Here is a 22,226-nt window from a genome sequence, read left to right as displayed (position 1 = left end):
GCTCAGAGCGCGCGCCTTCCCGCTGCCGCGCGTGCCGCCGGCGACAGCCCGCGCGCCCCCACCGCCCGCATCTTGCTCGCCGCCGCGCGCCGTTCGGCCGGTTCGCGGTACTCGGCATCGGGGTCGCCGTGCAGGGCGGCATGCCCGGCATCCTGCGCATCCGCCTGCTCGTCGTCCTCCGGATCGACATCGATCTGGAAGATCGATACCGCCCGCGACAGGTTCACCGTCTGCTCGTGCAAGCTCTCGGCCGCCGCCGCCGCCTGCTCCACCAGCGCCGCGTTCTGCTGGGTCATGGCATCCATTTGTCCGACCGCCATATTGACTTCGGCAATCCCCTCGGCCTGCTCGGAACTGGCCAGGCTGATGCGCTCGATGATTTCGTTGACCTGCTTGACCGAGGCGACGATATTGCCCATGCTGCTGCCCGCCTCGTTGACCGAGGCGCTGCCGCCATCGATGATGGCGACCGAGGCCGCGATCAGGGTCTTGATTTCCTTGGCCGCCGCCGCCGAACGCTGGGCCAGGGTGCGCACTTCGGCCGCCACCACGGCAAAGCCGCGCCCCTGTTCGCCGGCGCGCGCCGCTTCCACCGCCGCGTTCAGCGCCAGGATATTGGTCTGGAAGGAAATGCCGTCGATCACGCCGATGATGTCGACGATCTTGCCCGAGCTGGCCTTGATCTGGGCCATGGTCGTCACCGCCCGTTCGACCGCCTGCCCGCCGCTCGCGGCCAGGGTGGCGGCGCTGGACGCCAGCTCGTTGGCGCGGCGCGCATTGCTGGCGTTTTCCTTCACCGCCAGGGTCAGGGTTTCCATCGCGCTGGCGGTCTGTTCCAGCGAGCCGGCCTGCATTTCGGTGCGGCTCGACAAGTCCAGGTTGCCGGTCGCGATTTCCTTGGAGGCGGTATCGATCGAGTGCACCGAGGTCAGCACGGAACGCAAGGTCTGGTTCAGGTTGGCGATGGTGTGGTCCAGCGCGCGCGAGGTATCGGCGATTTCATCGCGCCCGCGGTGCGGCGTGCGCACCGTCAGGCGCCCCTCGGCCAGTTCGCCCACCACCTCGGCAATGGCGCGGATATCGGCCAGCATGCCGCGCCGCACCAGCATCGTGGCCAGCAGCGACAGGCCGATCGAGAGCAGCACCAGGGCCGCCATCGCCCCCACCAGCGAGCGGAATTGTTCGCGCGCCTCGGCGTAGGCGCGCTCGGCCATCGTCTGTTCCAGGGTCGCCAGCTGGCCCAGGCTGGCGCTGAGCGCGACGAAGTCCTTTTCCGCCTTTTGCATCGAGTTGGTGGCGATCGACTGGTCCATCTGGGCCATTTCGATGGTTTCCAGCACACCCTTGCGGTAGGCCGCCAGCGTGACGCCGGCCGCCTCGAGCAGCTTTTTCCCGGACGGGTCGGAGATGCGCGCCAGCGCCGTCAGCTGCCCGGCGATGGCGCGGTGCTTGTTGCCGATGTCGGCGGTCAGCGCATCCACCCGCGCCTTGGCGAAGCTGCCGTTGATCCAGGCCAGCAATTGATAAATATTGGCATGCGCATGCTTGGCGTCGCCGGCGACGTCGGCCGCGGCTTTCTGGCGCGTGGCATGCACCAGCACCATTTTTTCCAGCGAAGCATTCTGGCGCACCATGCCATACCAGGCGCCCGCGGCCACCAGCATCAGCAAAATCAGCACCAGGGCGGGGGCCAGCAGCAGCTTGGGCCCGATACGCAGTTTGTTCAGCATGCCTTACTCCCGACAAAACGTTGCACGGACGGCAGATGCCGCCCGCATCGCACATGGTTTAGTTTTTATAAATGCCCGCTTCCAGCACCACGTCGTCGACCCGCTGGATGTAGGTGGTTTTCGGCTCGATCTTGCCGTTGGTGGGGTTCTTGTACTGGTAGTCGACCCAGCCCTTGCCCTTGGACTGGCCCAGGTTGATGATGTCGCGGCGATATTTCTTGCCGCTCGCATCGGGCACGTCGGTCAAGTCCTTGCCCACGATCGAAGGATTGATCGGGTGCGCCAGCACGATCCCGGTTTGCAAGTCGCGCATGTCGATGTACAGCTCGCCCTGGACGAAATCCTTGTCCTTGGCATTGATGCGCTTGACCATTTCTTCCTTGCCCTTGGCCTTGATCAGGGCGACGCCGCGCTCGACCATGGCGATCGCGTCTTTTTCGGTGGGCTCGGCGGCGCAGGCAACGCCGGCGGCGAAGGTGAAGCACAGGGCGGTGGCGGTCAGCAGCAATTTCATGGCAAATCCTTTCAGGAAGGGAGGGCTGTTGCTTAGGTGCATTGCGTAATCTACGCCCCCGCCCACGTCGCCGATTGCGCCATGTCAAGGCCTGCGCGAAGGATGCGCGCACGCCACACTTCAGGCTGCTTGCGCGGACACAAGAAGCAGCGCACTTCGTGATATTGATTTAAGGCAATTTGATTCCACAGGGCAAGCATATGATGACTTTCTGCCTTCCCACCCTGTACAGGAGCCCGTCGTGACCGATCTTTCGCCCCCCAAATTCAAGCCCTACACCCGCCAGTCGGTCGCCAATGCGCGCCAGTGGAAATTCATGTCGCCCGAGCTGCAGGAAGCGGTGGAGGTGGTCTCGCGCGTGCTGCCGTTTCGCACCAATGAATATGTGATGGACCAGTTGATCGACTGGAGCAATATTCCGGACGATCCCATCTACCGCCTCGTGTTTCCGCACCGCGACATGCTGCAAGCGCAGGAATATGCCCGGCTGCGCGAGCTGGTGCTGTACAAGAAGGATGAAACGGCCATCAACCAGCTGGTGCATACGATCCGGATGCGCATGAACCCCCACCCGGCCGGCCAGATGACCCACAACGTGCCGCGCGTAAACGACGCGCCGCTGCGCGGCCTGCAGCACAAGTACAAGGAAACGGTGCTGTTCTTCCCCAGCGCCGGCCAGACTTGCCACGCCTACTGCACCTTTTGCTTCCGCTGGCCGCAGTTCGTCGGGATGGACGACATGAAGTTCGATGCGCGCGAAACGACCGAACTGGTCGCCTATCTCGCCACCCATCCGGACGTGACCGACGTCCTGATCACCGGCGGCGACCCGATGATCATGAATACCCGCTCGTTGGCCGAGTTCATCGAGCCGCTGCTGGCGCCCGAACTGGCGCACATCCAGAACATCCGCATCGGCACCAAGTCGGTGGCCTACTGGCCGCAGCGTTTCGTTACCGACCGCGATGCCGACGACCTGATGCGTTTGTTCGAGAAGGTGGTCGCGTCGGGCAAGAACCTGGCCATCATGGGCCACTACAGCCATGCCGTGGAGTTGCGCAACGAGATGGCGCAAAAGGCGGTCAAGCGCATCGTCTCGACCGGCGCCACCCTGCGCATGCAAGGCCCCCTGATCCGCCACATCAACGAAGACCCCGCCAGCTGGGCCGAGCTGTGGACCACGGGCGTGCGCCTGGGCGCGATTCCCTACTATATGTTCGTCGAGCGCGACACCGGCCCCAGCGAGTATTTTTCGCTGCCGCTGGCGCGCGCCCACGAAATCTTCCAGTCGGCTTACCAGATGGTGTCCGGCTTGTCGCGCACGGTGCGCGGGCCGTCCATGAGCGCCTTCCCGGGCAAGGTGGTGATCGATGGCGTGGTCAACATCAATGGCGAAAAACTGTTCGCCTTGCAATTTTTGCAGGCACGCAATCCGGACTGGGTGCGCAAGCCCTTTTTCGCCAAGTTCGACGAGAAGGCGACCTGGATGGACCACCTGGTGCCGGCTTTCGGCAAGACCAAGTTCTTCTTCGAGAGCGAGAACGATGGCGCCGGCCATGCGCCGGCCGGCAAGGTGATTCCGATCACGACGGCGCAGCGGGCCAGCGCGGGCGGCTGCGGCAAGCAGACCGACGCCGCCTGAGGCTGGAGAAAAGCATGATGCGATCTGCGCAGCAGCAGCGACTGTCCGGCCTGGCCGTGTTTTTCTCCGTGTTCCTGCCGTTTGCGCTGGGACATTACCTGTCCTCGCTGCTGCGCACCGTCAACGCCGTGCTGGCGCCCAACCTGGTGCACTCGCTCTCGCTCACCTCCGGGCAGCTGGGGCTGCTCACCAGCGCCTTTTTCTTTTCCTTCGCGCTGGTCCAGCTGCCGGTCGGCATCGCGCTCGACCGCTACGGACCGCGCAAGGTGCAACTGGTGCTGATGCTGCTGGCCGGTAGCGGCGCCCTCATGTTCGCGCATGGCAACAGCTTCGCCGAACTGGTGGTGGCGCGCGCCGTCATCGGCTTCGGGCTGGGCGGTTGCTTCATGTCGGCCGTCAAGTCGATTTCCGGCTGGATCGCGCCGGAGCGCCTGCCCTCGGTGCACGGCTACCTGATCGCGGTGGGCGGGCTGGGGGCGGCCTCGGCCACCTTGCCGGTGCGCCTGGCGCTCCAGTTCACCGACTGGCGCGGCCTGTTCATCCTGCTCGGCGCGCTGGCCGCCTGCATCGGCCTGCTGATCTGGCTGGTGACCCCGCGCGCCGCCACCGGCGCACCCAGGGCGCCGGCGCCGACCATGCAATCGATCCTCGATGTCTACCGCGATCCGGCGTTTCGCAAGACCATTTCGCTCATGCTGGTGCCGCACACCGTGTTTTTCGGCCTGCAGGGCTTGTGGATGGGACGCTGGCTGTCCGATGTCGCGCATTTTTCCGATGCCGCCGTGGCGTACCTGTTGTACCTGAGCATGGCCGCCGTGATTTTCGGCGCCATCGCGGTCGGCATGATCACCGAATGGGCCGGGCGGCGCGGGGTCAAGCCGCTCGATGTGGCGGCGGTCGGCGTCGGCCTGTTCGTGCTGGTGCAGATCGGTATCGTGCTCAACTTCAAGCCGGGCTTCCAGACGCTCTCGGTACTGTTTACCCTGATCGGCACCATCACCGGCATCGAGTATGCGATCGTGGCCCGGAGCATGCCGCCCAGCCTGACCGGGCGCGCCGCCACCTGCCTCAATTTGCTGATCTTCATCGGAGCCTTCCTGGTGCAGGCCGGCTTCGGCCAGGTGCTGGGCTTGTGGCAGGCGAATGTGCTGCACCAGTATCCGGCCAGCGCTTACCAGGCCGCCTTCGGCATCCTGGTGCTGTTGCAGTTGCCCGGGCTGGTGCTGTATGTGCGGCGCCGCGGCAGCGTGGCGGCCAGCGCGCGCGCGCAGGGGCACGGGGAGGGCGCGGCGGTGGCCTGAGGGACGGGCCGCCCGCGCCTGCGCTACAATCGCGGGCGACTTTACGCCTGTCCCCTTTGAAAGACTACAACATGAAACTGGTTCGTTACGGCCGTCCCGGCAAGGAAAAACCCGGCTTGTTCGATGAAGAAGGCCGCCTTCGCGACCTGTCCGGCGTGGTTGCCGATATCGATGCCTCGCTCCTGTCCGACAAGGCGCTGCGCAAGCTGGCCAAGATCGATTACAAGACCCTGCCGCTGGTGCGCGGCAATCCGCGCCTGGGCGTGCCGCTCAAGGGCGTGGGCAAATTCATCGGCATCGGCCTCAATTACGCCGACCACGCCGCCGAAACCGGTGCCACGCCGCCGCTGGAACCGATCGTGTTCATGAAGGCCATCAGTTGCCTGTCCGGCCCGGACGACCCGGTAATGCTGCCGCAGGGTTCCAAGAAAACCGACTGGGAAGTCGAACTGGGCGTGGTGATCGGCACCCGCGCGCAGTATGTGACGGAAGAAGAGGCGCTCGATTACGTGGCCGGCTACTGCGTCGTCAACGATATCTCGGAGCGCTCCTTCCAGCTCGAACGCGGCCCGCAGTGGGACAAGGGCAAGGGCTGCGACACCTTCGGCCCGGTCGGCCCGTGGCTGGTCACGCGCGATGAAGTGATCGACGTCCAGCGCCTCGACCTGTACCTGGAACTGAACGGCAAGCGCATGCAGACCGGCTGCACCGAGACCATGATCTTTAGCGTGGCCCAGATCGTCAGCTACCTGTCGCGCTTCATGACGCTCGAACCGGGCGACATCATCGCCACCGGCACCCCGCCGGGCGTGGGCATGGCGCGCAGCCCGCAGCGCTTCCTGAAAAAAGGCGACACCTTGCGCCTGGGCATCGCCGGCATCGGCGAGCAGCAGCAGGATGTGATCGCCTGGGCAGGCTGATCGGCGCCTTGGCGCGCCAAGGCGACGCGCCAAGGCGACGCGCCAAGGCGGTGCGCCAAGGCGGCGCGCCAAGGCGGTGCGCCAAGGCGGTGCGCCAAGGCGGTGCGCCAAGGCGGCGCGTTCATTGTGCGAATGCATAGCTTGGTTTTAGCATGACTTTTCATTAGATTCTGCTGCGAATATAGGCACACCATGCAGACCAGTACGCCGGAAAACCGGCATGCCGGCCTGCGTGGCCCTGTTTGCGCCATGCGGCTCCCTCTCCTTTCAATTGATAGAAGAAAGAGACCATGACCAGCTATCGCACTCCCCTCCTGCTCGCCCTGGCAAGCTGGGCGGCAACACTGCCCGCCGCCGCCCAGACCATTCCCAACGGCAGCTATCAACTTTCCTGCAACAATATTTTTGTCATCGGCGACCTGCTCAGGGCCACTTGCAAAAAACTCAGTGGGGCCCCGCAGGCGACCACGCTCGACAAGGTCGATGCCTGCCTGAATGCCACCCGCCAGTACGGCGACATCGGCAATATCGACGGCAACCTGGTATGCCTGCCCGACCTGCCGCGTCCCAACCCGGCGTTTGTGTTTCCCAAGCCCGAGACCCAGCTGAACCAGTGGATTTTTGGCGGCAACGAGAGCCAGATCCAGCAGCACGCCTGGGGACTGTGGGCCGGGCTGACCCAGCCGGTCGGCATGATCGACGGCGCTGTGGTGCGCGCGTTCGAGACCTGGACCTCGCCGTCGAACATCATCTTCCGCAGCGCGCCCGAGCGCCAGCGCGAGGAGGGCAAGCGCGGCCCGTTTCCGCGTCCCACGCTGGACCTGCACCTGCCGCGCCAGTTCCAGCATGGCCACCGGCGGCCGCTCAAGAATGCCACGGCAGGCGCGCTTGACGCCACGTCCGAAGAGGCCCGGCCCGACACGGAAATCCTGGTGTCGGTGGCGTACAACCCGCCGGCCGCGCAACATGCGATCAGCAACCGCCTGTTTTATGAAAGCACGCTCAAGCAACTGATGGCGAACGGCTACAGCGAGCTGCCGAATTTTCCAGCAAATGCGATCGCGATCAAGCCGGTATTCAAGATTATTCCCAAGAACGTGGCGCGCGGCATCTACAGTTTTCCGGGCTGGCCCGGGCCCGCTGCCGCCAAGCCGGACAGCGGCTTTGGCGAAGCGGACTGGAACAGCTGCGTGTATGTCGACGTCAACCGGCCGGTCGGCACCGGCGGCAACAGCAACGATGCCGGTTGCAACAACCGCACCCCCGCCAACACCTTCTATCTGAGCGACTTCATCCATAGCCGGATCAGCCACGCCAATGCGGCCTTCCTGTCGGCCCGCCTCAACCAGCCGGTCAAGGCCGGCGACATCGCGATCCTGATCGGCATGCACATCACCACGCGCGAAAACAAGATGTGGACCTGGCAAACCTTCTGGTGGTCGGCCAATGCCGACCGTCCATTCGCGCCCAGTTCGTCCGCCATCGCCGCCGCGCGGCCGATGGCGAACCTGGACGGCGCGGCGCGCCACTATGCGATGGCGCTGGCGTATTCCACCGTCTCGCCGGCGCAGCCTATTACCGGCGGCAAGAATGTCGGGACGCCGGTGTATGGCTACAACCCGTATCTGGAAGCCGGTTTCGGGCCGGAGGTGTTTGCCGGCATCAGCCGCCCGATCAATGGCGCGGTCAACGCCAACACCGGGATGCAGTCGAACTGCATGACCTGCCACAACATGGCGGCCTACGTGCCGGCGCCGAAACCCGTCATGCCGTACGCCAGCGATTTTTACATGAGCATCACCGACCCGCTGTTCGACGGCACGCTGCGTTCCGACTTTTCGTGGACCATCGTCGACATGATCGTCAAGACGCCGGCCAACTAGGCTGGCCGGCAAGGAGGCCGGCGCCGTAGCGGACGCCGTGACGGGCGCCGGCTGCCGCTTCAGTCGAGCGCGGCGGCGATGGCGTCCGACAGGCGCGACACGATCTCCGACAGGTCCGCTTCGGTCGCGATGAATGGCGGCGCCAGCAGGATATGGTCACCGTGCACGCCATCGATGGTGCCGCCCATCGGGTACACCATCAGGCCATTCGCCATGGCCTTGTTCTTGACCGAGGCGTGCAGCTTGCGCGCCGGGTCGAACGGCTGCTTGCTGTCGCGGTCCTTGACCAGTTCGAGCGCCAGCAGCAGGCCGCGGCCGCGGATGTCGCCCACGTTCGGATGCGCGCCGAATTCGGCCTGCAGCATGCGCCGCAGCGATTCGCCGCGCAGGCGCACCGCCGCCAGCAGGTCGTCGCGCTCGATCACCTTTTGCACCGCCAGCGCGGCGGCGGCGGCCACCGGATGGCCGATGTAGGTATGCCCGTGCTGGAATGCGCCGCTGCCCTTGCGCAGCTGGTCGACCAGGGCGCGCTGGGCCAGCACCGCGCCGATCGGCTGGTAGCCGGCCCCCAGTCCCTTGGCGATGGTGATGATGTCGGGCGCGACCCCATCCTGCTCGATCGAATACATGGTGCCGGTGCGGCCCATGCCGCACATGACTTCATCGGCGATGAACAGGATGCCGTAGCGGTCGCACAGGCTGCGCACGCCACGGAAGTAGCCGGGCGTGGGCGGAATCGCGCCGCCGGTCGCGCCCACCACCGGCTCGGCCACGAAGGCGATGATGGTGTGCGGGCCGGCCGCGTGGATCTGTTCGTCGAGTTCGCGCAGCAGGGCGCTGGTGTACTGGTCCTGGGTCTGGTCCGGCAGGCGGTCGCGGTATTCGTAGCAGGGCGCCACGCGCGTCACGTCGATCAGCAGGGGCGCGAAATGGCGCCGCCGCCACTCGTTGCCGCCCACGGCCAGCGCGCCCAGCGTGTTGCCGTGGTAGCTCTGGCGGCGCCCGATGAATTTGGTGCGCTGGGTCTGGCCGGTTTCGACAAAATACTGGCGCGCCAGCTTCATCGCCGTTTCCATCGCTTCCGAGCCGCCCGAGACGAGGTACACTTGGCTCAAGCCTTCCGGCGCGCCGGCGGTGAGGCGGTCGGCCAGTTCCTCGGCCACGTCGGTGGTGAAGAAGGCGGTGTGGGCGTAGGCGTTGCGGTCGATCTGGCGGTGCATCGCGCTCAGGATATCCGGGTGGCCGTGGCCGAGCGAGGACACCGCCGCGCCGCCGCAGGCATCGATATAGGTCTTCCCCTCGCTGTCGCGCACCAGCATTCCCTGGGCGCTGACGGCAACCGGCGGGGTTTGCCGGAGATTGCGGTGCATCATGTGACTCATGGCTTCCTCATCGCTGAAATTATTGATGTTTGACAATAAGCTGAGAACGGCGCGATTCTTTTGATTTATCCCGGGGGCTGTGCGAATATTTTTACCTGCGGCAATAAACGCAACAGAGGAAAGGCAAGCACCATGATGGACCGACTCGGGCCGATGGCTGCGGAACAATTAACGGCCGCGCAGCAGGCGGCGGCGCAGGCGATTCTCGATGGGCCGCGCGGAGCGCTGTACGGGCCGTTCGTGCCGCTGCTGCGCAGTCCGGAGCTGATAATAGACGGGCCATCAATATATGATTTACTTGGCGACCATCGCTCCCAGTCCAAGCGCAAGGAGGTCTACTCAGGTAACGGCTTGGCAGGCGACACTGGGACAGCCGTCCGCGCCGCATTCATCGTCGTCGCCAGAAAGGTGTAGTAGCCGTTGATGCCTGCCAGGTCAATGACGCCCTGCCCGCCGACGCGTTTCAGCGCCGCCAACTAGGTGCGCCACCAGCTCGCTATTGAGCGTGACGGCGAAAGGCACCAGGCCCAGGGCTTGGTCGCGGCGGCGCTGCTGTCATTGGGTAAGGGATTGCTGTCGTACCGGACGGACAAATCGCTGTTGCCCGTCGTTTCTAGTAAAAAAAGCTGCTAATATTAATGAGAACCTGCAAGGTTCACCGGGCCAGAATCGGGCTCCATGACGCCAAACCGGAGGGGACATTATGAAGATTTTTTTCAAAGCGTTAGCGATGTTTGTTCTTGCCATCGGCATGCAAGCCGGCGCCGCCGCGGAAGAGAAACGCACGCCGGAGGAAGCAATCGCCATGGTAAAAAAAGGGGTTGCGTATTACAAGGAAGTGGGCCGTGAAAAAGCTATAGCCGCATTCAATGACCCCAAAGGGAAGTTCGTCGACGGCAGCCTGTATATCTTTGCCTACGACATGAAGGGCATCAACCTGGCCAGCCCCAATCCAAAAATTATTGGCCGCAATATGTATGAAGTGAAAGACCAGAATGGTGTGCGAACCGTCAAGAGCTACATCGACGTGGCACAACAGAAAGGCAGCGGCTGGGTCGATTTCGTCTGGCCCCATCCGCAAACGGGAGCGCTGCAACCGAAGTCGGCCTATATTGAAAAGGTCGACGATATCCTGATCGCTTGCGGCATCTACAAGTAAGGCAATCCCAGCACGGCGGTCCCCACGCCGTGCTCCAAACCCAACTCAGAACCGGTGGCGTACCCCGGCCGCGAAGCTGCGGGCACGCGACGATGCGGTGATCTTGTCGGACATGAAGATCGTGTATAAGTCGGTGCGCTTGGACAGGTTGTGGTCGTACCCAACACTGAGCGTATCGCGTTTGAGGTCTGCCGCGAGCAAGTTGCCGCCACGTTCGGTATTGGCATAGCCGACCAGGATGGCGCCGCTGGCGGTCGGCACGCTTGCCCCCAAGGTAAATGTCTTGTCGTCCATCTCGCGGGCGGCGGCGGCATCGTCATTGTTTTTTCGGTAAGTGACGAATGCCTTAAGCACCGAAAAATCGTAGCGTGCACCCAGGTAGAAGCCGGTTTGCTTTTCGATGCTGCTGTAATCGTTTGGCGCTTTGGTGGCGTCGAGGATCGGCAGGCCGCCATTCGGATTACTCACCCGCACGGTATGGTAGACCGCGGTCAAGCCGAGCGGACCATTATTGTAGTAAGCGTTGACTGCGACGTTCTTGTTGCTGCTCTTGCCGGCTTGCTCGCCCGGCGCATAATAGAAATTGAACTGGAAGTTATTCACCACCGGCGTGGAATACTGGATCTGGTTGCTCCAGCCGCTATCGCCAGCCGTGGTGGCGACCCATTTGCGCGCACCGACAGTTCCGGTCGGCACGTAGGTGTGCAGGATCAGCGGGGAAAACTGGAAGGAATCGCCGAAGGGGTTAAATAGCACGGCAGGCAGGAAACTCGGCGCGCTGGTGCGCCCCACCGTGATTTTTCCGAAACTGCCCGACAGCGCGAGGAAGGCGTCGCGCGAGAACAGGTTGTCGCCGCCGAAGCGTCCCGAGGCGCCGGTGTCGGCAAGGAAGAAGCCGTTGAGCATAAACTCGGCTTTCAGGCCGCCGCCCAGATCCTCGACGCCGCGAAAGCCAAACCACGAGGTCGACATGCCGCCATTTTGCACCACCGTGCGGCGTGCAGGTTCACCGCTATACTGCAACGATCCAACATACTGATCGACCAATCCACCGATTGTTACCGACGACTGGGCAGATGCCCCGCCTGCCGCCAACACCAGAATACCGCCCCATACCGCCTTTGCCGTTTTCGACATCTCAATATCTCCTCAGTATTTTTGTCATCGAGATCCATTGCACTTGGAAGCTGGTGGTCCGGCAGCGAGGTGTTCGGCCGGAGCCACTGAGTCCAGTATAGCGTCGCCATGAACACACATTTTCGGGGGCCATGAAATTTTTTCATGAATCTGCACACCTCGAAAAAGCAAAACAAAGTACGATGAATTTATAATTAATTTTGCTATGCATTTGCGAAATATTTCCGCCTTTGGGAACATTCTTTGATGAGAGAAAGACTAGGCCCCATCCCCTTCGAGCAGCTCGCGCCGCAGCAGCAGGCCGTCGCCCAAGCCATCATCGACGGCCCGCGGGGGGCGCTGTACGGGCCGTTCGTGCCGCTGCTGCGCAGCCCGGAGCTGATGGAAAGCGCGCAGCGCATGGGCGAGTACCTGCGCTACCGCAGCGCGATCGGCACGCGCCTGTCGGAAATCGCGATTCTGGTGACGGCGCGCGAGTGGGACCAGCAGGTCGAGTGGGCGATCCACGCGCCGATTGCCGAGCGCAGCGGCATCGAGCCGGGCATCGTCGCGGCCATTGCGCAGCGCCGCAAGTCGCCTGCGATGCTGGTCGATGAAGCGCTGGTCTACGATTTTTGCGTGGAGCTGCACAGGAGCAAGCGGGTCAGCGATGTGACGTATGCCAACGCGCTGGCGCTGTTCGGCGAAAAAGGTGTGGTCGATTTGATGGGGATCAATGGGTACTACACGTTTCTGGCGATGGTGATGAACGCGGCGCAGACGCCGGCGCCGGTATCGACGGCGGCGCCATTGCCGGAGTAGTGGCGGTCACGCCGGCCAAGGTAGCAGGAGGCGGACTCAGGTACCGTCGTCGGCGAATTCCCGAAGCACGGTGATGGAAAACGCTGACTCGCCGAACAGCACTTTCTGTTGTTCGGGATTCAAAGGTTTGCCCGTCAGGGTTAAATGAACTCTTCCGCCCACCGGAAGAATTTCCCGGTCGTCAGGTATTGCGGTGGCAGCGATTTCTTTCCGCAGCGTGGCCGCTGCACGCTTGTAAGCAACAAGCTCGTCTGTTTGCTTGACGCCGTCGTCGGCAATCTCTCGAAGCACGCTGTCGGAAAACTCTGATTTTCCGAACAGGGCGAAGGCCTGCTCAGAGGTCAGCGGCCTGCAGCGCGGGAAGTGAAAGACGCCGTTCACCGGAAGAATTTCGTTCTCATCGCGGACAGCTGTGGCAGCGATTTTTTTTCGCAGTTCGTCCGATGCACGCCTGTACTCGGCGAGCTGTTCTGCTTGCGCTTTGGTAAGTGGTTTCATGGCGTTCACCTCAAGTAGGATTGCTTTGGTGATTGCAACGGTGGCTAAAAATCCGCCAGGGTCGTCCAAAGGACGTTTATCAAAGTCGACCACGATCGACTGGTCGGGCTTACATCAAACTGCATCGGACGCCCACTGCCGCAGGCGTCCCACCACGCCGGGGTGCATGCGACGACTTCCTGTACCGTGCGCAACCCATGCATTGACACAACGGGATGCCTGCTCATTTCGGCGGCGTTCACAGGCGCGTCGAAACCGAATTTAGGCCAAACGCGATATCCGATATACGCGTCGGGATCGTTCTGGTGCAGAGGTCCCCGTCCTGCGGCGTAAAGCTGGATATGATCGAAGCCGAGACGGTAGGCGGTGACCGCCATCATGCCAAACGCAACGGTGCAAAGTCTGGCTGGTGCATCCGGGCGCAGCATCATCCTGCCGATATGCAAAGCGGCGCACCAAACGCCAGGCGTTTTTTCCAAGGAGAAGACAACGACACTGTTTTGCTCACCGTCCGGGACGAAGGAATTGACGAAATGGATCTTCGTGCCCGCCGGTGCGTTGCCATCCTCGTTCACTTTGAGTACCCTTACCGTTGACCTGTCCGGTATCATAAAAAGGTGCGCGCTCGTTTCGGTATTCAGTCTGACTGGCTTGCGACCTTTTAGTTCCAGCCAAACGCCATCGAAACTGTTCCCCAGCCAGTCATGCAGTTCGCCCCGGAAGTAACTCCGTGCGATGTCGTGGTCGAGCAAAAGCGATTCGATTTTTCGTATATCGTGCTCGTCGCATCGGAGGTCGATGGTCATGATCCGGGACGTCGGAGTTGGCAACGTTGTAAAGTACTTTGCGGTGGAGACTGCCTGCGGTGGGCAGTGAGCGTGCAGACAGCGTACGCGGCATCGTTACGCGGGCACAGGCCGCTCCGACCTTAAGTGACGACGACTGTGTACGTCTCAACGATTGCTCCGGAATATTGAACTTTTGCAGCCCCGGTGGCCGAAAGAACGAGGTAGATGAAATTCGATCGTGTATTGACCGTCAACGTTTTTTACGACGGCAATTTGCTCGGCATCGCCGAGCTGGACGGCGTTCCGCATATTTATGCGAAGGGGTATATGTATGGCCTGGAAGACCGTGACGAGGAAATTTATTACTTGTCACCGATTGCGCCTGAGCTGCTGGCCCTGGTGATGGAAGACTGGGCCATCTGGGTGCGCTATCTCGCGGCCAGCGGCACCCCGGAAGCGGCCGATGCAAGGCATCCGGCGCTGGCGCGTGATCGCGCACGGCATGACGCGCTGGAACTGGCCATCGGCGACAAGCTGGCGACCGACCCCGACAACCGAAAGCGCTTCAAGGCCGCGTTCTGGCCGCCAGCGTCGCCGCCCGACCCGCACGCCTTGTGGGACGGCCAGCGCGTCCAGTGGAGGCCGGTGCGCCGCACCGGCCGCGATGCACCGGCCGCGCCGGATGAGGTAGCGCCGCCTTAGGCCAGCGCTTCCTTCGCCGCTTCTTCCGGCGTCAAGCCATCATAGAACTGGTCGGTAAACCACTCGACCTGTTCTTCGATATGGTCCTGCGCCTGCTTCTGGGTTGCGCCGCCGGCCACCAGAAAACCTTCCACTTCGATGCACCAGTGAATCAGCGCCAGGGTTTCTTCGTCGAGTTCTTCTTTTTTGGCCATGGTGTTACCTCTTTCAGCGTTGTTGTCCAAGCATGGATGATAACCGATCACTCGCCGAGGTCGGTCACCATGCCCCACTTGCCAAACTCCGGTTCGAACTCCGCCAGGCTCAGCTGGCCGACGCTGGTAAACGCGCCGATCCGGTCCAGGGTACCCGCCGCCAGCCGGCGCGCCAGCAGCACGGCGGCCATGCACGGAATTTCCGGGCCATGATCGTGATCGGCGGCAATGTGCCAGGCGCGCTGCGCGGGCTTGCCGTTGGCGTCAAGGCCGCGCACCCGCACCACCATCCCGCCCAGCGACGAGCCGAGAAAATTCAAGCCGTCGGCGGCGCGGTTGAGCAGGCCGGCCAGGCGTTCCGGACGGGGCACCAGCCCAATGCGGCGCAAGCCCGCCAGCAGCGCCATGCCACGCTGGCTCACGCCAATTTCGAGCGCGGCGCGGAACATCACCGACTGCACGCCCGCATAATGGGCCGGGAATAGTTCGAGGTCGGGAATGTCGCACAGCGATGCCAGGCGCGGGCGCAGGCGCGCGTACGCGACCATCTTCGGCGCCGCCCAGCCCGGCTGGGTGACCCAGCGGCCATCCTGCCACACCTGGATCGGCGCGCCGCAGTAGCTCAGCACCGCTTCCATGGTGGCCACCCCGCGCGGCGCGGTCTGGGCCGGGGCGATGCACATGTCGATCGACGAAATGCTGCGCCAGCCCGCCGTCAGATGGTCGACCACGGCCGACGACATGGCCGGCACGCTGCTCGCGCCCGTGATGGCGAGGCGCTGTTGCTGGCGGAAGGCGTGATCGAGCGCGGCTGGAAAATCGCACACGAAGCGGCGCCCGTCGGCCAGGTCGATATAGTGGGCGCCAGCGGCCGCCGTGGCCAGCGCGGTGCCGTAATCCTGTTGCTGGAAAGGGCCTGCCGTGTGGATGACGAGTTCGGCGCCGAGGGCGCGCAGCGCCTGTGCCAGGTGGGGATCGTGGATATCGATGCGCGCAGCAGCGGCGCCGTGGCCGCAGGCGCTGGCCAGGGCGCTGGCCTTGTTCAGGTCGCGCCCGGCGACGATCAGTTCGATGCCGGGGCTGGACGCCAGGGCGCGGCAGATGCGGGCGCCGAAGTTACCGTATCCGCCGAGAACGACCGTTTTCACCTTGGGTCGATCAGGCCGCGAGGCCCTTGGCCAGCAGTTCGGCGACAACCTCGTTGAGGTCGGTGTCGCGTTCCTTGGCCAGGGTTTGCAGTTGCAGCACCAGGTCGCTGTTGAGTTTGACGGCGAACGGGACCAGGCCGAGCGCCTGATCGCGCTTGCGCTGTTCGCGGCGGTCGACGGCGGCGTTGTCGGCGTTGCCGAATCCAGCTGCGCCCGGGGCGACCATCTTGCCCATCAATTTTTTGGCGTCACTCTTTGCCATGCCGGTTTTTTTCATTGTCTGCCTTTGCTATCAAAGAACGCATTCTACGCTCTCCGGGGCAGACCGACTCACTTGCACGGCCGCCAGTGTGAATCAGGCCAGGACTTTCTTGAGCCAGACGCCGATATCGTCGATTTCTTCCTGGCACAGCGAGTGCTGCATCGTGTAATCGTGCCATTCAAGCTGGTAGCCCAGCGACTTGAGCAGGTCGCGCGAGGCGAGGGCGCGGGCGATCGGAATCACGCCGTCGTGCTGCCCGTGCACCTGGAAAATCGGGGTGCCCAGGCTCGCTTCCGAGCGCTCGGCGGCGATCTTGTCGGCCAGCGGCACATACCCGGACAAGCACATCAGCCCGGCCAGCTTTTCCGGATGGCGCATGCCGGTCTGCAAGGTCATTGCGCAACCCTGCGAAAAGCCCGCCAGGATGATGCGCGAGGCGGGAATGCCACGCGCCTTTTCGCGCGCGATCAGTGCTTCGACCTGCAATTGCGATGCGCGCAGGCCGGCTTCGTCTTCGCGCCGGCCGATGTCGGCATTGACGATGTCGTACCACGAGCGCATCACGTAGCCACCGTTGACCGTCACCGGCATCGTGTTGGCATGCGGGAAAACGAAGCGGATGCCGGGCAAGCCTTTCAAGTCGAGCTCGCTTACCAGCGGCACGAAGTCATTGCCGTCCGCGCCCAGGCCGTGCATCCAGATGATCGCCACCGTCGGGTTGGGGGCGGTTTCGATTTCGATGTTGTCTAACAGTTTGCTCATGCGTTCATTTTCGGTAGGCGGCGCGGGACGCTGCGCCGATTTCGGCCGGAATGCCTTGCACACGGCCGGGTTGGTTTCCATATACGGACCGCCGATCAGGTCGACGCAGTAAGGCACGGCCGCGAAAATACCGCCGACCAGTTGTTTGCCGTCATCATCTTTAAGACCTTCGAGGGTTTCCTTGATCGCCTTCGGCTGCCCGGGCAGGTTCATCACCAGCGCGGCGTGGCCGTCGATTTCGCGGATCACGGCCGTCTGGCGCGACAGGATGGCGGTCGGCACGAACTGCAGGCTGATCTGGCGCATTTGCTCGCCGAAACCGGGCATTTCCTTGGTGCCGATGGCGACCGTGGCCTCGGGCGTGACATCGCGCCGCGACGGGCCGGTGCCGCCCGTGGTCAGCACCAGGTGGCAGCGCGCCACGTCGACCAGGTCGAGCAGGGTCGCTTCGATCTGCGCCCGTTCGTCGGGAATCAGGCGCGTTTCGATGCGGTAGGCGGTGGTGAGGGCGCCGGCGAGCCAGTCGGCCAGCGCCGGCAAGCCCTTGTCTTCATACACGCCGCCGCTGGCGCGGTCAGAGACCGACACCAGGCCGATCACCAGCTCATCCGCCAACTGCGTGGAATTACTCGTCGTCGGACTCGTCATCGATCGGCTCGCCGTCTTCGTCCTCGTCGGCAGGCTTGGCCGCGGCCTTGCCCTTCTTGTTGATATCCTTGAGGATCTGGAAGATCTCGCGGTAGGCCTTCGGTGGCTTGTTCTCGGCCTGTTCCTTGCGCGCGTTGCGGATCAGGGTGCGCAAGTGCTGCACATCGAGTTCCGGGTTTTCTTCGAGCAGCACGGTCAGGGCCTTGTCGTCGGCCAGCAGCTTTTCGCGGCGGCGTTCGAGCGCGTGCAGGGCCGCGGTATCGGCCTTGGACATGCCTTTCCAGCTGTCAATAGTGCGCTGGATGACGGCCACTTCTTCCTCGTCGAGGGTGCGCATCTTCTTGCCGACGAATTGCATCTGGCGACGCCGTCCCTCGTGGTTGGTGATCAGCTGGCAAGCCAGGATCGCATCGCGCACGTCTTCGGGCATGGGAACGCGCTTGACGCGGTCGCGCGCTTCGGCGACCAGTTCTTCGCCGAGCTTTTGCAGCTCGCTCATCTGGCGCTTGAGTTCGGACTTGGAAGGGCGTTCGTATTCTTGCTCGAACTCGGACGATTGGAAGCCGCAGGCGCCCCGGTTTGGATTTGGCATGATATGGTTCCGATAGGCGTAAAGCCGATCAGTAAAAACTGTAAACGACTGCTATCATACCCGTTTAACCGGACAGCCGAAGAAAACACCACATGAACGACTCCGTCTTTATCCACACCCAGGATCAGCTGCAGCAGCTGGCGCGCGACGTTTTGGCCTTTGCCAAGGAGATGGGCGGCACCGATGCAGCCGTCGACATCAGCGAGGGAAGCGGTCTGTCAGTGTCGGTCCGGCGTGGCAAAATCGAGACGATCGAGCAGAATAAAGACAAAGGCATGGGCGTGACCGTGTATATCGGTCAAAAACGCGGCAATGCCAGCACCTCCGACTTTTCCCCGGCAGCGCTGCGCGCCACCGTCGACGCGGCCTACAACATCGCCCGTTTCACGGCCGATGACGACTGCGCCGGCCTGGCCGATGCCGACATGCTTGAAATGAAGCCGCGCGACCTGCGCCTGTGCTACCCGTGGATGATCTCCACCGAAGAAGCGGTGGTGCTGGCGCAGCGCGCCGAAGCGGCCGCGTTCGACGTCGATGCGCGCATCACCAACAGCGAAGGCGCCAGCGTGCACGTGCAGCAGTCGCACTTCGTGTCGGCCAATTCGCGCGGTTTCGCGGGCGGCTATCCGTTTTCGCGCCACACCCTGTCGGTGGCGCCGATCGCCGGCAAGGGCGCCAAAATGCAGCGCGACGACTGGTACACCTCGGTGCGCGATCCGAACAAGATGGCCCAGCCGGAGGCGGTCGGGCGCTACGCCGCCGAACGCGCCCTGGCGCGCCTGAACGCGCGCAAGCTCGATACGCGCACCTGCCCGGTGCTGTTCGAGGCGCCGCTGGCAGCCGGCCTGCTGGGTGCCTTCGTGCAAGCCACCTCGGGCGGCGCGCTGTACCGCAAGTCGACCTTCCTGCTCGATTCGCTGGGGCAGTCGGTGTTCCCTTCGCATATCCAGATCCTGGAAGACCCGCACGTGATCGGCGCGGTCGGCTCGGCCCCGTTCGATGAAGAAGGCGTGCGCACCGTGCGCCGCAATGTGGTCAAGGATGGCGTGGTGCAGGGTTATTTCCTGTCGTCGTACTCGGCGCGCAAGCTGGGCATGAAAACCACGGGCAATGCCGGCGGTTCGCACAACCTCACCATGAGCTCGACCCAGACCAAACGCGGCGACGACTTCGCCGGCATGATCAAAAAGATGGGGCGCGGCTTGCTGGTCACTGAACTGATGGGCCAGGGCACCAACTACGTGACCGGCGACTATTCGCGCGGCGCCTCCGGTTTCTGGGTCGAGAATGGCGTGATCCAGTATCCGGTCGAGGAAATCACCATCGCCGGCAACATGAAGGATATCTTCCAGCAGATCGTCGCCATCGGCAATGACACTCTCATCCGTGGAAACAAGCAGACCGGATCGATCCTGATCGAAAACATGGTCGTGGCCGGCAGCTGATCGCCGCTGATGGTATTCCGCGCGGGTATCTTGTGCCCACGCGGAATACCGCTCACACTCCTCCGCTCCTTCTGTAAGACTCCTGTAAGATAAATTACATTGCATGCTTGCCTAGACGCAAATACACTAGCTCTAGCACCATGACACTGGTGGTTTTCCCGTGACGTAAACACTTCAGGAGACACAGACATATGGAACGACGTTCCTTTATTAAAAAAGCGGCAGTTGGCGCTGCAGCGGGCGCAGTCGCCGCACCGGCGCTGGCACAGTCGCCGTCGCATCCGACCATCACCTGGCGCCTTGCCAGCAGCTTTCCCAAATCCCTGGACACCATTTTCGGCGCGGCTGATATCCTGACCAAGCGCGTTTCGGAACTGACCGGTGGCAAGTTCACCATCCGCTCGTTCGCGGCCGGCGAAATCGTCCCTGGCCTGCAAGTGCTCGACGCGGTCCAGGCCGGCACTGTGGAAATCGGCCACAGCGCGTCCTACTACTACTTCGGCAAGGACGCCACCTTTGCCTTCGACTGCGCGGTCCCGTTCGGCCTCACCTCGCGCCAGCACACGGCCTGGTACCAGGAAGGCGGCGGACGCGAACTGACCCGCAACTTCTTCAAGGGCTACGGCATCGTCAACTTCCTGGGCGGTAATTCCGGCACCCAGATGGGTGGCTGGTTCCGCAAGGAAATCAAGTCGGTGGAAGACTTGAAGGGCACCAAGATGCGCGTCGGCGGTTTCGCCGGCAAGGTACTGGAGCGCCTGGGCCTGGTGCCGCAGCAATTGGCCGGTGGCGACATTTATCCTGCGCTGGAAAAAGGCACGATCGACGCGGCCGAATGGGTCGGTCCTTACGATGACGAAAAACTGGGCTTCTACAAGGTCGCGCCGTATTACTATGCGCCGGGCTGGTGGGAAGCGGGCGCGAGCTTCTCGTTCTACGTGAACATGAAGGAATGGGAAAAGCTGCCCAAGGAATACCAGGCCGCGCTCGAATGCGCCACCTATGAAGCGCACATCGGCATGCAGGCCGAGTACGACGCCAAGAACCCGGCGGCGCTGGCGCGCCTGCTCAAGAACGGCGTCAAGCTGCGCACCTTCTCGAAAGAGATCATGGACGCCTGCTACAAGGCGGCGCAGGACGTGATGAACGAAGAAGCGGCCAAGAACGCCAAGTTCAAGACCATCTACGAGCCGTGGAAGCGATTCCGCCAGGACCAGAACATGTGGGCCTCGGTGTCCGAAGCGGCCATGGTGGAGTACATGATCAAGGCCGGCCGCAAGTAAAACCCCTTCGTTCCCTGCGCGGGAGCGGCGGCCGGGGCCGGGCGAAGCGAACAGCGTCGCCCGGCCCCTTTATTTATTGAAGCGATTATGAAAAGAATCCTGTTCCTTGCCCTGATCGCCGGCGGCGCCTTGTATGCCTACAAATCCGGGCGCCTGTCCGCTGGCGGCGGCGCTGCGTTCGACAAGGATGGCAAGCCGGCCGTGATGCTGTTCACCAGCGCCGAGTGCGGCGACCATTGCGACAAGATACGCAATGAATTGAAAAAGCGCGTGCCGACCTTCCAGGAAGTGGTCCTCACCGAGCCGGATAACAAATACCGCGTGGACGCGCTGCCCACGGTCATCGCCGGCAAGCAGCGCAGCGTCGGCGACGATGTGCATGCCCTGGCCGGGATGCTCGGCGAAGTGCTGGGCAAGGATGCGCTGACGCGGCGCGAACGGATCGTCATGGCCAACCATTTCGATGCGCAGGACAAGCCCAGGGTAGTGCTGTACGGGACCAAATGGTGCGGCTACTGCAAGGCGCAGCGCGAACTGTTCGAGGAAAAGAAGATCCCCTTCGAGGATGTCGATGTCGAGGCATCGGAAGCTGGCGCAATCGCCTACAACGCGCTCGAAGGCAGCGGTTATCCGCTCACGTACGTGGGGTACCGCCGCTTCGGCGGCTACAAGGAAGCCGAGATCCTGGCGGCCGTCGACGAACTGACGAAAAAGCCGCAAGCCAATCTGCGCTAGGCCGCAAAGGGCGTCCTGCCAGGGCAGGCACGCCCCCTTGCATCAGAAGCGGTAACCGGCGCCCACGGCGATCAGGACCGGATCGATCTTCACGGTGCTCACTTTGGCGCCGGAGATCATCACATCGCTGCGGATAGTGATGCGCTTGATGTCCAGGTTGAGCGACCAGTTTTTATCGATCCTGAAATCCAGGCCGGTTTGCAGGGCCAGGCCCACGCTGTGGTTTTCCAGGCCGCCCGCACCGTCCAGCAGCTTGACCTGCGACATGCGCGTGTAGTTGATACCGGCGCCCAGGTAAGGCTTGAACTGGCCGATCGGGTTGAAGTGGTACTGGCCCAGCACGCTTGGCGGCAAGTGCTTGAAGGTGCCGATCTTGGCGCCATCGAGCATCACCTCATGTTTTTGCGGATAGGTCAGCACCAGCTCGGCCGCGAAATTGGGCGTGAAAAAATAGCTGACGTCGACTTCTGGAATGGTTTTGTCGGACACCGAAATGCGGTCCGACGCGCCGGCGCCGCCGACCGGCGTGGCCTTGTCGGCCGGGTTCAGGTGCGCGGCGCGCGCGCGCACCAGCCATGGTCCGTCCTGGGCTTGGGCATCAACGGCGATCAGGCCCAGCATGCTCACTGCGACTGCTAACAATTTGCTCTTCATCACTACTTCCTTCTTCGTTTGTCATTGGGTATGGAAGAAGTTTATT

General features: G+C 62.9%; 22 protein-coding genes and 2 pseudogenes. 11 read left to right on the top strand and 13 right to left on the bottom strand.

Annotated elements, in window-relative coordinates:
• Positions 1-2: 2 nt before the first annotated feature.
• Positions 3-1,730: a methyl-accepting chemotaxis protein gene (locus tag F2P44_RS14530; protein WP_167087545.1), complete on the bottom strand. Its 1,728-nt coding sequence runs from the start codon at positions 1,728-1,730 to the stop codon at positions 3-5.
• 58 nt (positions 1,731-1,788) lie between these two features.
• On the bottom strand, positions 1,789-2,244 hold the full coding sequence (locus tag F2P44_RS14525; protein WP_167087542.1) for a cache domain-containing protein: 456 nt from the start codon (positions 2,242-2,244) through the stop codon (positions 1,789-1,791).
• 241 nt (positions 2,245-2,485) lie between these two features.
• Here F2P44_RS14525 and F2P44_RS14520 point away from each other — a divergent pair, with 241 nt between their 5' ends.
• The 4 genes from F2P44_RS14520 to F2P44_RS14505 all read left to right on the top strand — a co-directional run bounded on the left by F2P44_RS14520 (position 2,486) and on the right by F2P44_RS14505 (position 7,990).
• The gene (locus tag F2P44_RS14520) at positions 2,486-3,886 is read left to right on the top strand and encodes a KamA family radical SAM protein (protein WP_370662692.1); all 1,401 of its coding nucleotides are present in this window, start codon (positions 2,486-2,488) and stop codon (positions 3,884-3,886) included.
• A 14-nt stretch (positions 3,887-3,900) separates the two neighbouring features.
• Positions 3,901-5,187, top strand: coding sequence for an MFS transporter (locus tag F2P44_RS14515; RefSeq protein ID WP_223165036.1), 1,287 nt, complete (start codon positions 3,901-3,903; stop codon positions 5,185-5,187).
• A gap of 71 nt (positions 5,188-5,258) precedes the next feature.
• On the top strand, positions 5,259-6,107 hold the full coding sequence (locus F2P44_RS14510) for a fumarylacetoacetate hydrolase family protein (protein WP_167087541.1): 849 nt from the start codon (positions 5,259-5,261) through the stop codon (positions 6,105-6,107).
• Between the two features lie 290 nt (positions 6,108-6,397).
• Entirely contained in the window at positions 6,398-7,990 is a 1,593-nt protein-coding gene (locus F2P44_RS14505; protein WP_167087539.1) for a hypothetical protein, read from the top strand.
• Between the two features lie 59 nt (positions 7,991-8,049).
• On the opposite strand, the gene F2P44_RS14500 is transcribed toward F2P44_RS14505, so the two are convergent.
• Entirely contained in the window at positions 8,050-9,372 is a 1,323-nt protein-coding gene (locus F2P44_RS14500) for an aspartate aminotransferase family protein (RefSeq protein ID WP_167087537.1), read from the bottom strand.
• A 132-nt stretch (positions 9,373-9,504) separates the two neighbouring features.
• On the opposite strand from F2P44_RS14500, the gene F2P44_RS36570 reads away from it, so the two are divergent.
• Together F2P44_RS36570 and F2P44_RS14490 are read left to right on the top strand one after the other, a co-directional pair.
• Positions 9,505-9,786, top strand: coding sequence for a hypothetical protein (locus tag F2P44_RS36570; RefSeq protein WP_370662691.1), 282 nt, complete (start codon positions 9,505-9,507; stop codon positions 9,784-9,786).
• 289 nt (positions 9,787-10,075) lie between these two features.
• Positions 10,076-10,531, top strand: coding sequence for a cache domain-containing protein (locus F2P44_RS14490; RefSeq protein WP_229423555.1), 456 nt, complete (start codon positions 10,076-10,078; stop codon positions 10,529-10,531).
• Positions 10,532-10,576: 45 nt separating this feature from the next.
• Here F2P44_RS14490 and F2P44_RS14485 read toward each other — a convergent pair whose 3' ends face one another.
• On the bottom strand, positions 10,577-11,668 hold the full coding sequence (locus tag F2P44_RS14485) for a porin (protein ID WP_167087535.1): 1,092 nt from the start codon (positions 11,666-11,668) through the stop codon (positions 10,577-10,579).
• A gap of 246 nt (positions 11,669-11,914) precedes the next feature.
• Between F2P44_RS14485 and F2P44_RS14480 the strand changes: the two genes are divergently transcribed.
• Positions 11,915-12,469 (top strand): carboxymuconolactone decarboxylase family protein, encoded by a 555-nt coding sequence (locus F2P44_RS14480; protein ID WP_167087533.1) that lies wholly within the window; start codon positions 11,915-11,917, stop codon positions 12,467-12,469.
• Positions 12,470-12,505: 36 nt separating this feature from the next.
• Here F2P44_RS14480 and F2P44_RS14475 read toward each other — a convergent pair whose 3' ends face one another.
• Entirely contained in the window at positions 12,506-12,967 is a 462-nt protein-coding gene (locus F2P44_RS14475; protein ID WP_167087531.1) for a hypothetical protein, read from the bottom strand.
• Positions 12,968-13,011: 44 nt separating this feature from the next.
• A complete protein-coding gene (locus F2P44_RS14470; protein WP_167087529.1) occupies positions 13,012-13,773 on the bottom strand; it encodes a hypothetical protein in 762 nt (253 codons plus the stop codon).
• 207 nt (positions 13,774-13,980) lie between these two features.
• Here F2P44_RS14470 and F2P44_RS14465 point away from each other — a divergent pair, with 207 nt between their 5' ends.
• Positions 13,981-14,457 (top strand): hypothetical protein, encoded by a 477-nt coding sequence (locus F2P44_RS14465; RefSeq protein WP_167087527.1) that lies wholly within the window; start codon positions 13,981-13,983, stop codon positions 14,455-14,457.
• Here F2P44_RS14465 and F2P44_RS14460 read toward each other — a convergent pair.
• The 6 genes and pseudogenes from F2P44_RS14460 to yjgA all read right to left on the bottom strand — a co-directional run bounded on the left by F2P44_RS14460 (position 14,454) and on the right by yjgA (position 18,063).
• Positions 14,454-14,651 carry a hypothetical protein gene (locus tag F2P44_RS14460; protein WP_054268373.1) on the bottom strand — a complete coding sequence of 66 codons (198 nt, stop codon included), beginning with the start codon at positions 14,649-14,651 and terminating at the stop codon, positions 14,454-14,456. The genes F2P44_RS14465 and F2P44_RS14460 overlap by 4 nt on opposite strands.
• A gap of 47 nt (positions 14,652-14,698) precedes the next feature.
• On the bottom strand, positions 14,699-15,799 hold the full coding sequence (locus F2P44_RS14455; RefSeq protein WP_167087525.1) for a saccharopine dehydrogenase family protein: 1,101 nt from the start codon (positions 15,797-15,799) through the stop codon (positions 14,699-14,701).
• Positions 15,800-15,809: 10 nt separating this feature from the next.
• Positions 15,810-16,076 (bottom strand): hypothetical protein, encoded by a 267-nt coding sequence (locus F2P44_RS14450; RefSeq protein ID WP_167087523.1) that lies wholly within the window; start codon positions 16,074-16,076, stop codon positions 15,810-15,812.
• Positions 16,077-16,154: 78 nt separating this feature from the next.
• Positions 16,155-16,769: pseudogene (locus tag F2P44_RS35520) on the bottom strand (alpha/beta hydrolase); the annotation flags it as partial.
• 72 nt (positions 16,770-16,841) lie between these two features.
• Positions 16,842-17,471, bottom strand: a pseudogene (gene mog, locus F2P44_RS35515) (molybdopterin adenylyltransferase); the annotation flags it as partial.
• Entirely contained in the window at positions 17,449-18,063 is a 615-nt protein-coding gene (gene yjgA / locus F2P44_RS14440; RefSeq protein ID WP_167087519.1) for a ribosome biogenesis factor YjgA, read from the bottom strand. The gene yjgA and the pseudogene mog, both read right to left, overlap by 23 nt.
• A 92-nt stretch (positions 18,064-18,155) precedes the next feature.
• Between yjgA and pmbA the strand changes: the two genes are divergently transcribed.
• From pmbA to F2P44_RS35090, 3 genes are all read left to right on the top strand, one after another.
• Positions 18,156-19,508, top strand: coding sequence for a metalloprotease PmbA (gene pmbA, locus F2P44_RS14435; protein WP_167087517.1), 1,353 nt, complete (start codon positions 18,156-18,158; stop codon positions 19,506-19,508).
• 191 nt (positions 19,509-19,699) lie between these two features.
• Positions 19,700-20,791 (top strand): TRAP transporter substrate-binding protein, encoded by a 1,092-nt coding sequence (locus tag F2P44_RS14430; RefSeq protein ID WP_167087515.1) that lies wholly within the window; start codon positions 19,700-19,702, stop codon positions 20,789-20,791.
• Between the two features lie 87 nt (positions 20,792-20,878).
• A complete protein-coding gene (locus F2P44_RS35090) occupies positions 20,879-21,526 on the top strand; it encodes a glutaredoxin family protein (protein ID WP_223165035.1) in 648 nt (215 codons plus the stop codon).
• 42 nt (positions 21,527-21,568) lie between these two features.
• Here F2P44_RS35090 and F2P44_RS14420 read toward each other — a convergent pair whose 3' ends face one another.
• Complete coding sequence (locus F2P44_RS14420; RefSeq protein ID WP_167087513.1) at positions 21,569-22,180, bottom strand: OmpW/AlkL family protein; 612 nt, start codon at positions 22,178-22,180, stop codon at positions 21,569-21,571.
• Positions 22,181-22,226 lie beyond the last annotated feature (46 nt).

This window comes from Massilia frigida (genome assembly GCF_011682175.1).
In the GTDB taxonomy this organism is placed as follows: domain Bacteria; phylum Pseudomonadota; class Gammaproteobacteria; order Burkholderiales; family Burkholderiaceae_D; genus Telluria_A; species Telluria_A frigida.
This window is presented reverse-complemented; position numbering and strand designations above follow the sequence as displayed.

What these genes read in the sequence shown, in the direction of transcription:
- F2P44_RS14530 (WP_167087545.1), bottom strand. Translation starts at nt 1,730, where the DNA reads ATGCTGAACAAACTGCGTATCGGGCCCAAGCTGCTGCTGGCCCCCGCC.
- F2P44_RS14525 (WP_167087542.1), bottom strand. Translation starts at nt 2,244, where the DNA reads ATGAAATTGCTGCTGACCGCCACCGCCCTGTGCTTCACCTTCGCCGCC.
- F2P44_RS14515 (WP_223165036.1), top strand. Translation starts at nt 3,901, where the DNA reads ATGATGCGATCTGCGCAGCAGCAGCGACTGTCCGGCCTGGCCGTGTTT.
- F2P44_RS14510 (WP_167087541.1), top strand. Translation starts at nt 5,259, where the DNA reads ATGAAACTGGTTCGTTACGGCCGTCCCGGCAAGGAAAAACCCGGCTTG.
- F2P44_RS14505 (WP_167087539.1), top strand. Translation starts at nt 6,398, where the DNA reads ATGACCAGCTATCGCACTCCCCTCCTGCTCGCCCTGGCAAGCTGGGCG.
- F2P44_RS14500 (WP_167087537.1), bottom strand. Translation starts at nt 9,372, where the DNA reads ATGAGTCACATGATGCACCGCAATCTCCGGCAAACCCCGCCGGTTGCC.
- F2P44_RS36570 (WP_370662691.1), top strand. Translation starts at nt 9,505, where the DNA reads ATGATGGACCGACTCGGGCCGATGGCTGCGGAACAATTAACGGCCGCG.
- F2P44_RS14490 (WP_229423555.1), top strand. Translation starts at nt 10,076, where the DNA reads ATGAAGATTTTTTTCAAAGCGTTAGCGATGTTTGTTCTTGCCATCGGC.
- F2P44_RS14485 (WP_167087535.1), bottom strand. Translation starts at nt 11,668, where the DNA reads ATGTCGAAAACGGCAAAGGCGGTATGGGGCGGTATTCTGGTGTTGGCG.
- F2P44_RS14480 (WP_167087533.1), top strand. Translation starts at nt 11,915, where the DNA reads ATGAGAGAAAGACTAGGCCCCATCCCCTTCGAGCAGCTCGCGCCGCAG.
- F2P44_RS14475 (WP_167087531.1), bottom strand. Translation starts at nt 12,967, where the DNA reads ATGAAACCACTTACCAAAGCGCAAGCAGAACAGCTCGCCGAGTACAGG.
- F2P44_RS14470 (WP_167087529.1), bottom strand. Translation starts at nt 13,773, where the DNA reads ATGACCATCGACCTCCGATGCGACGAGCACGATATACGAAAAATCGAA.
- F2P44_RS14465 (WP_167087527.1), top strand. Translation starts at nt 13,981, where the DNA reads ATGAAATTCGATCGTGTATTGACCGTCAACGTTTTTTACGACGGCAAT.
- F2P44_RS14460 (WP_054268373.1), bottom strand. Translation starts at nt 14,651, where the DNA reads ATGGCCAAAAAAGAAGAACTCGACGAAGAAACCCTGGCGCTGATTCAC.
- F2P44_RS14450 (WP_167087523.1), bottom strand. Translation starts at nt 16,076, where the DNA reads ATGAAAAAAACCGGCATGGCAAAGAGTGACGCCAAAAAATTGATGGGC.
- yjgA (WP_167087519.1), bottom strand. Translation starts at nt 18,063, where the DNA reads ATGCCAAATCCAAACCGGGGCGCCTGCGGCTTCCAATCGTCCGAGTTC.
- pmbA (WP_167087517.1), top strand. Translation starts at nt 18,156, where the DNA reads ATGAACGACTCCGTCTTTATCCACACCCAGGATCAGCTGCAGCAGCTG.
- F2P44_RS14430 (WP_167087515.1), top strand. Translation starts at nt 19,700, where the DNA reads ATGGAACGACGTTCCTTTATTAAAAAAGCGGCAGTTGGCGCTGCAGCG.
- F2P44_RS35090 (WP_223165035.1), top strand. Translation starts at nt 20,879, where the DNA reads ATGAAAAGAATCCTGTTCCTTGCCCTGATCGCCGGCGGCGCCTTGTAT.
- F2P44_RS14420 (WP_167087513.1), bottom strand. Translation starts at nt 22,180, where the DNA reads ATGAAGAGCAAATTGTTAGCAGTCGCAGTGAGCATGCTGGGCCTGATC.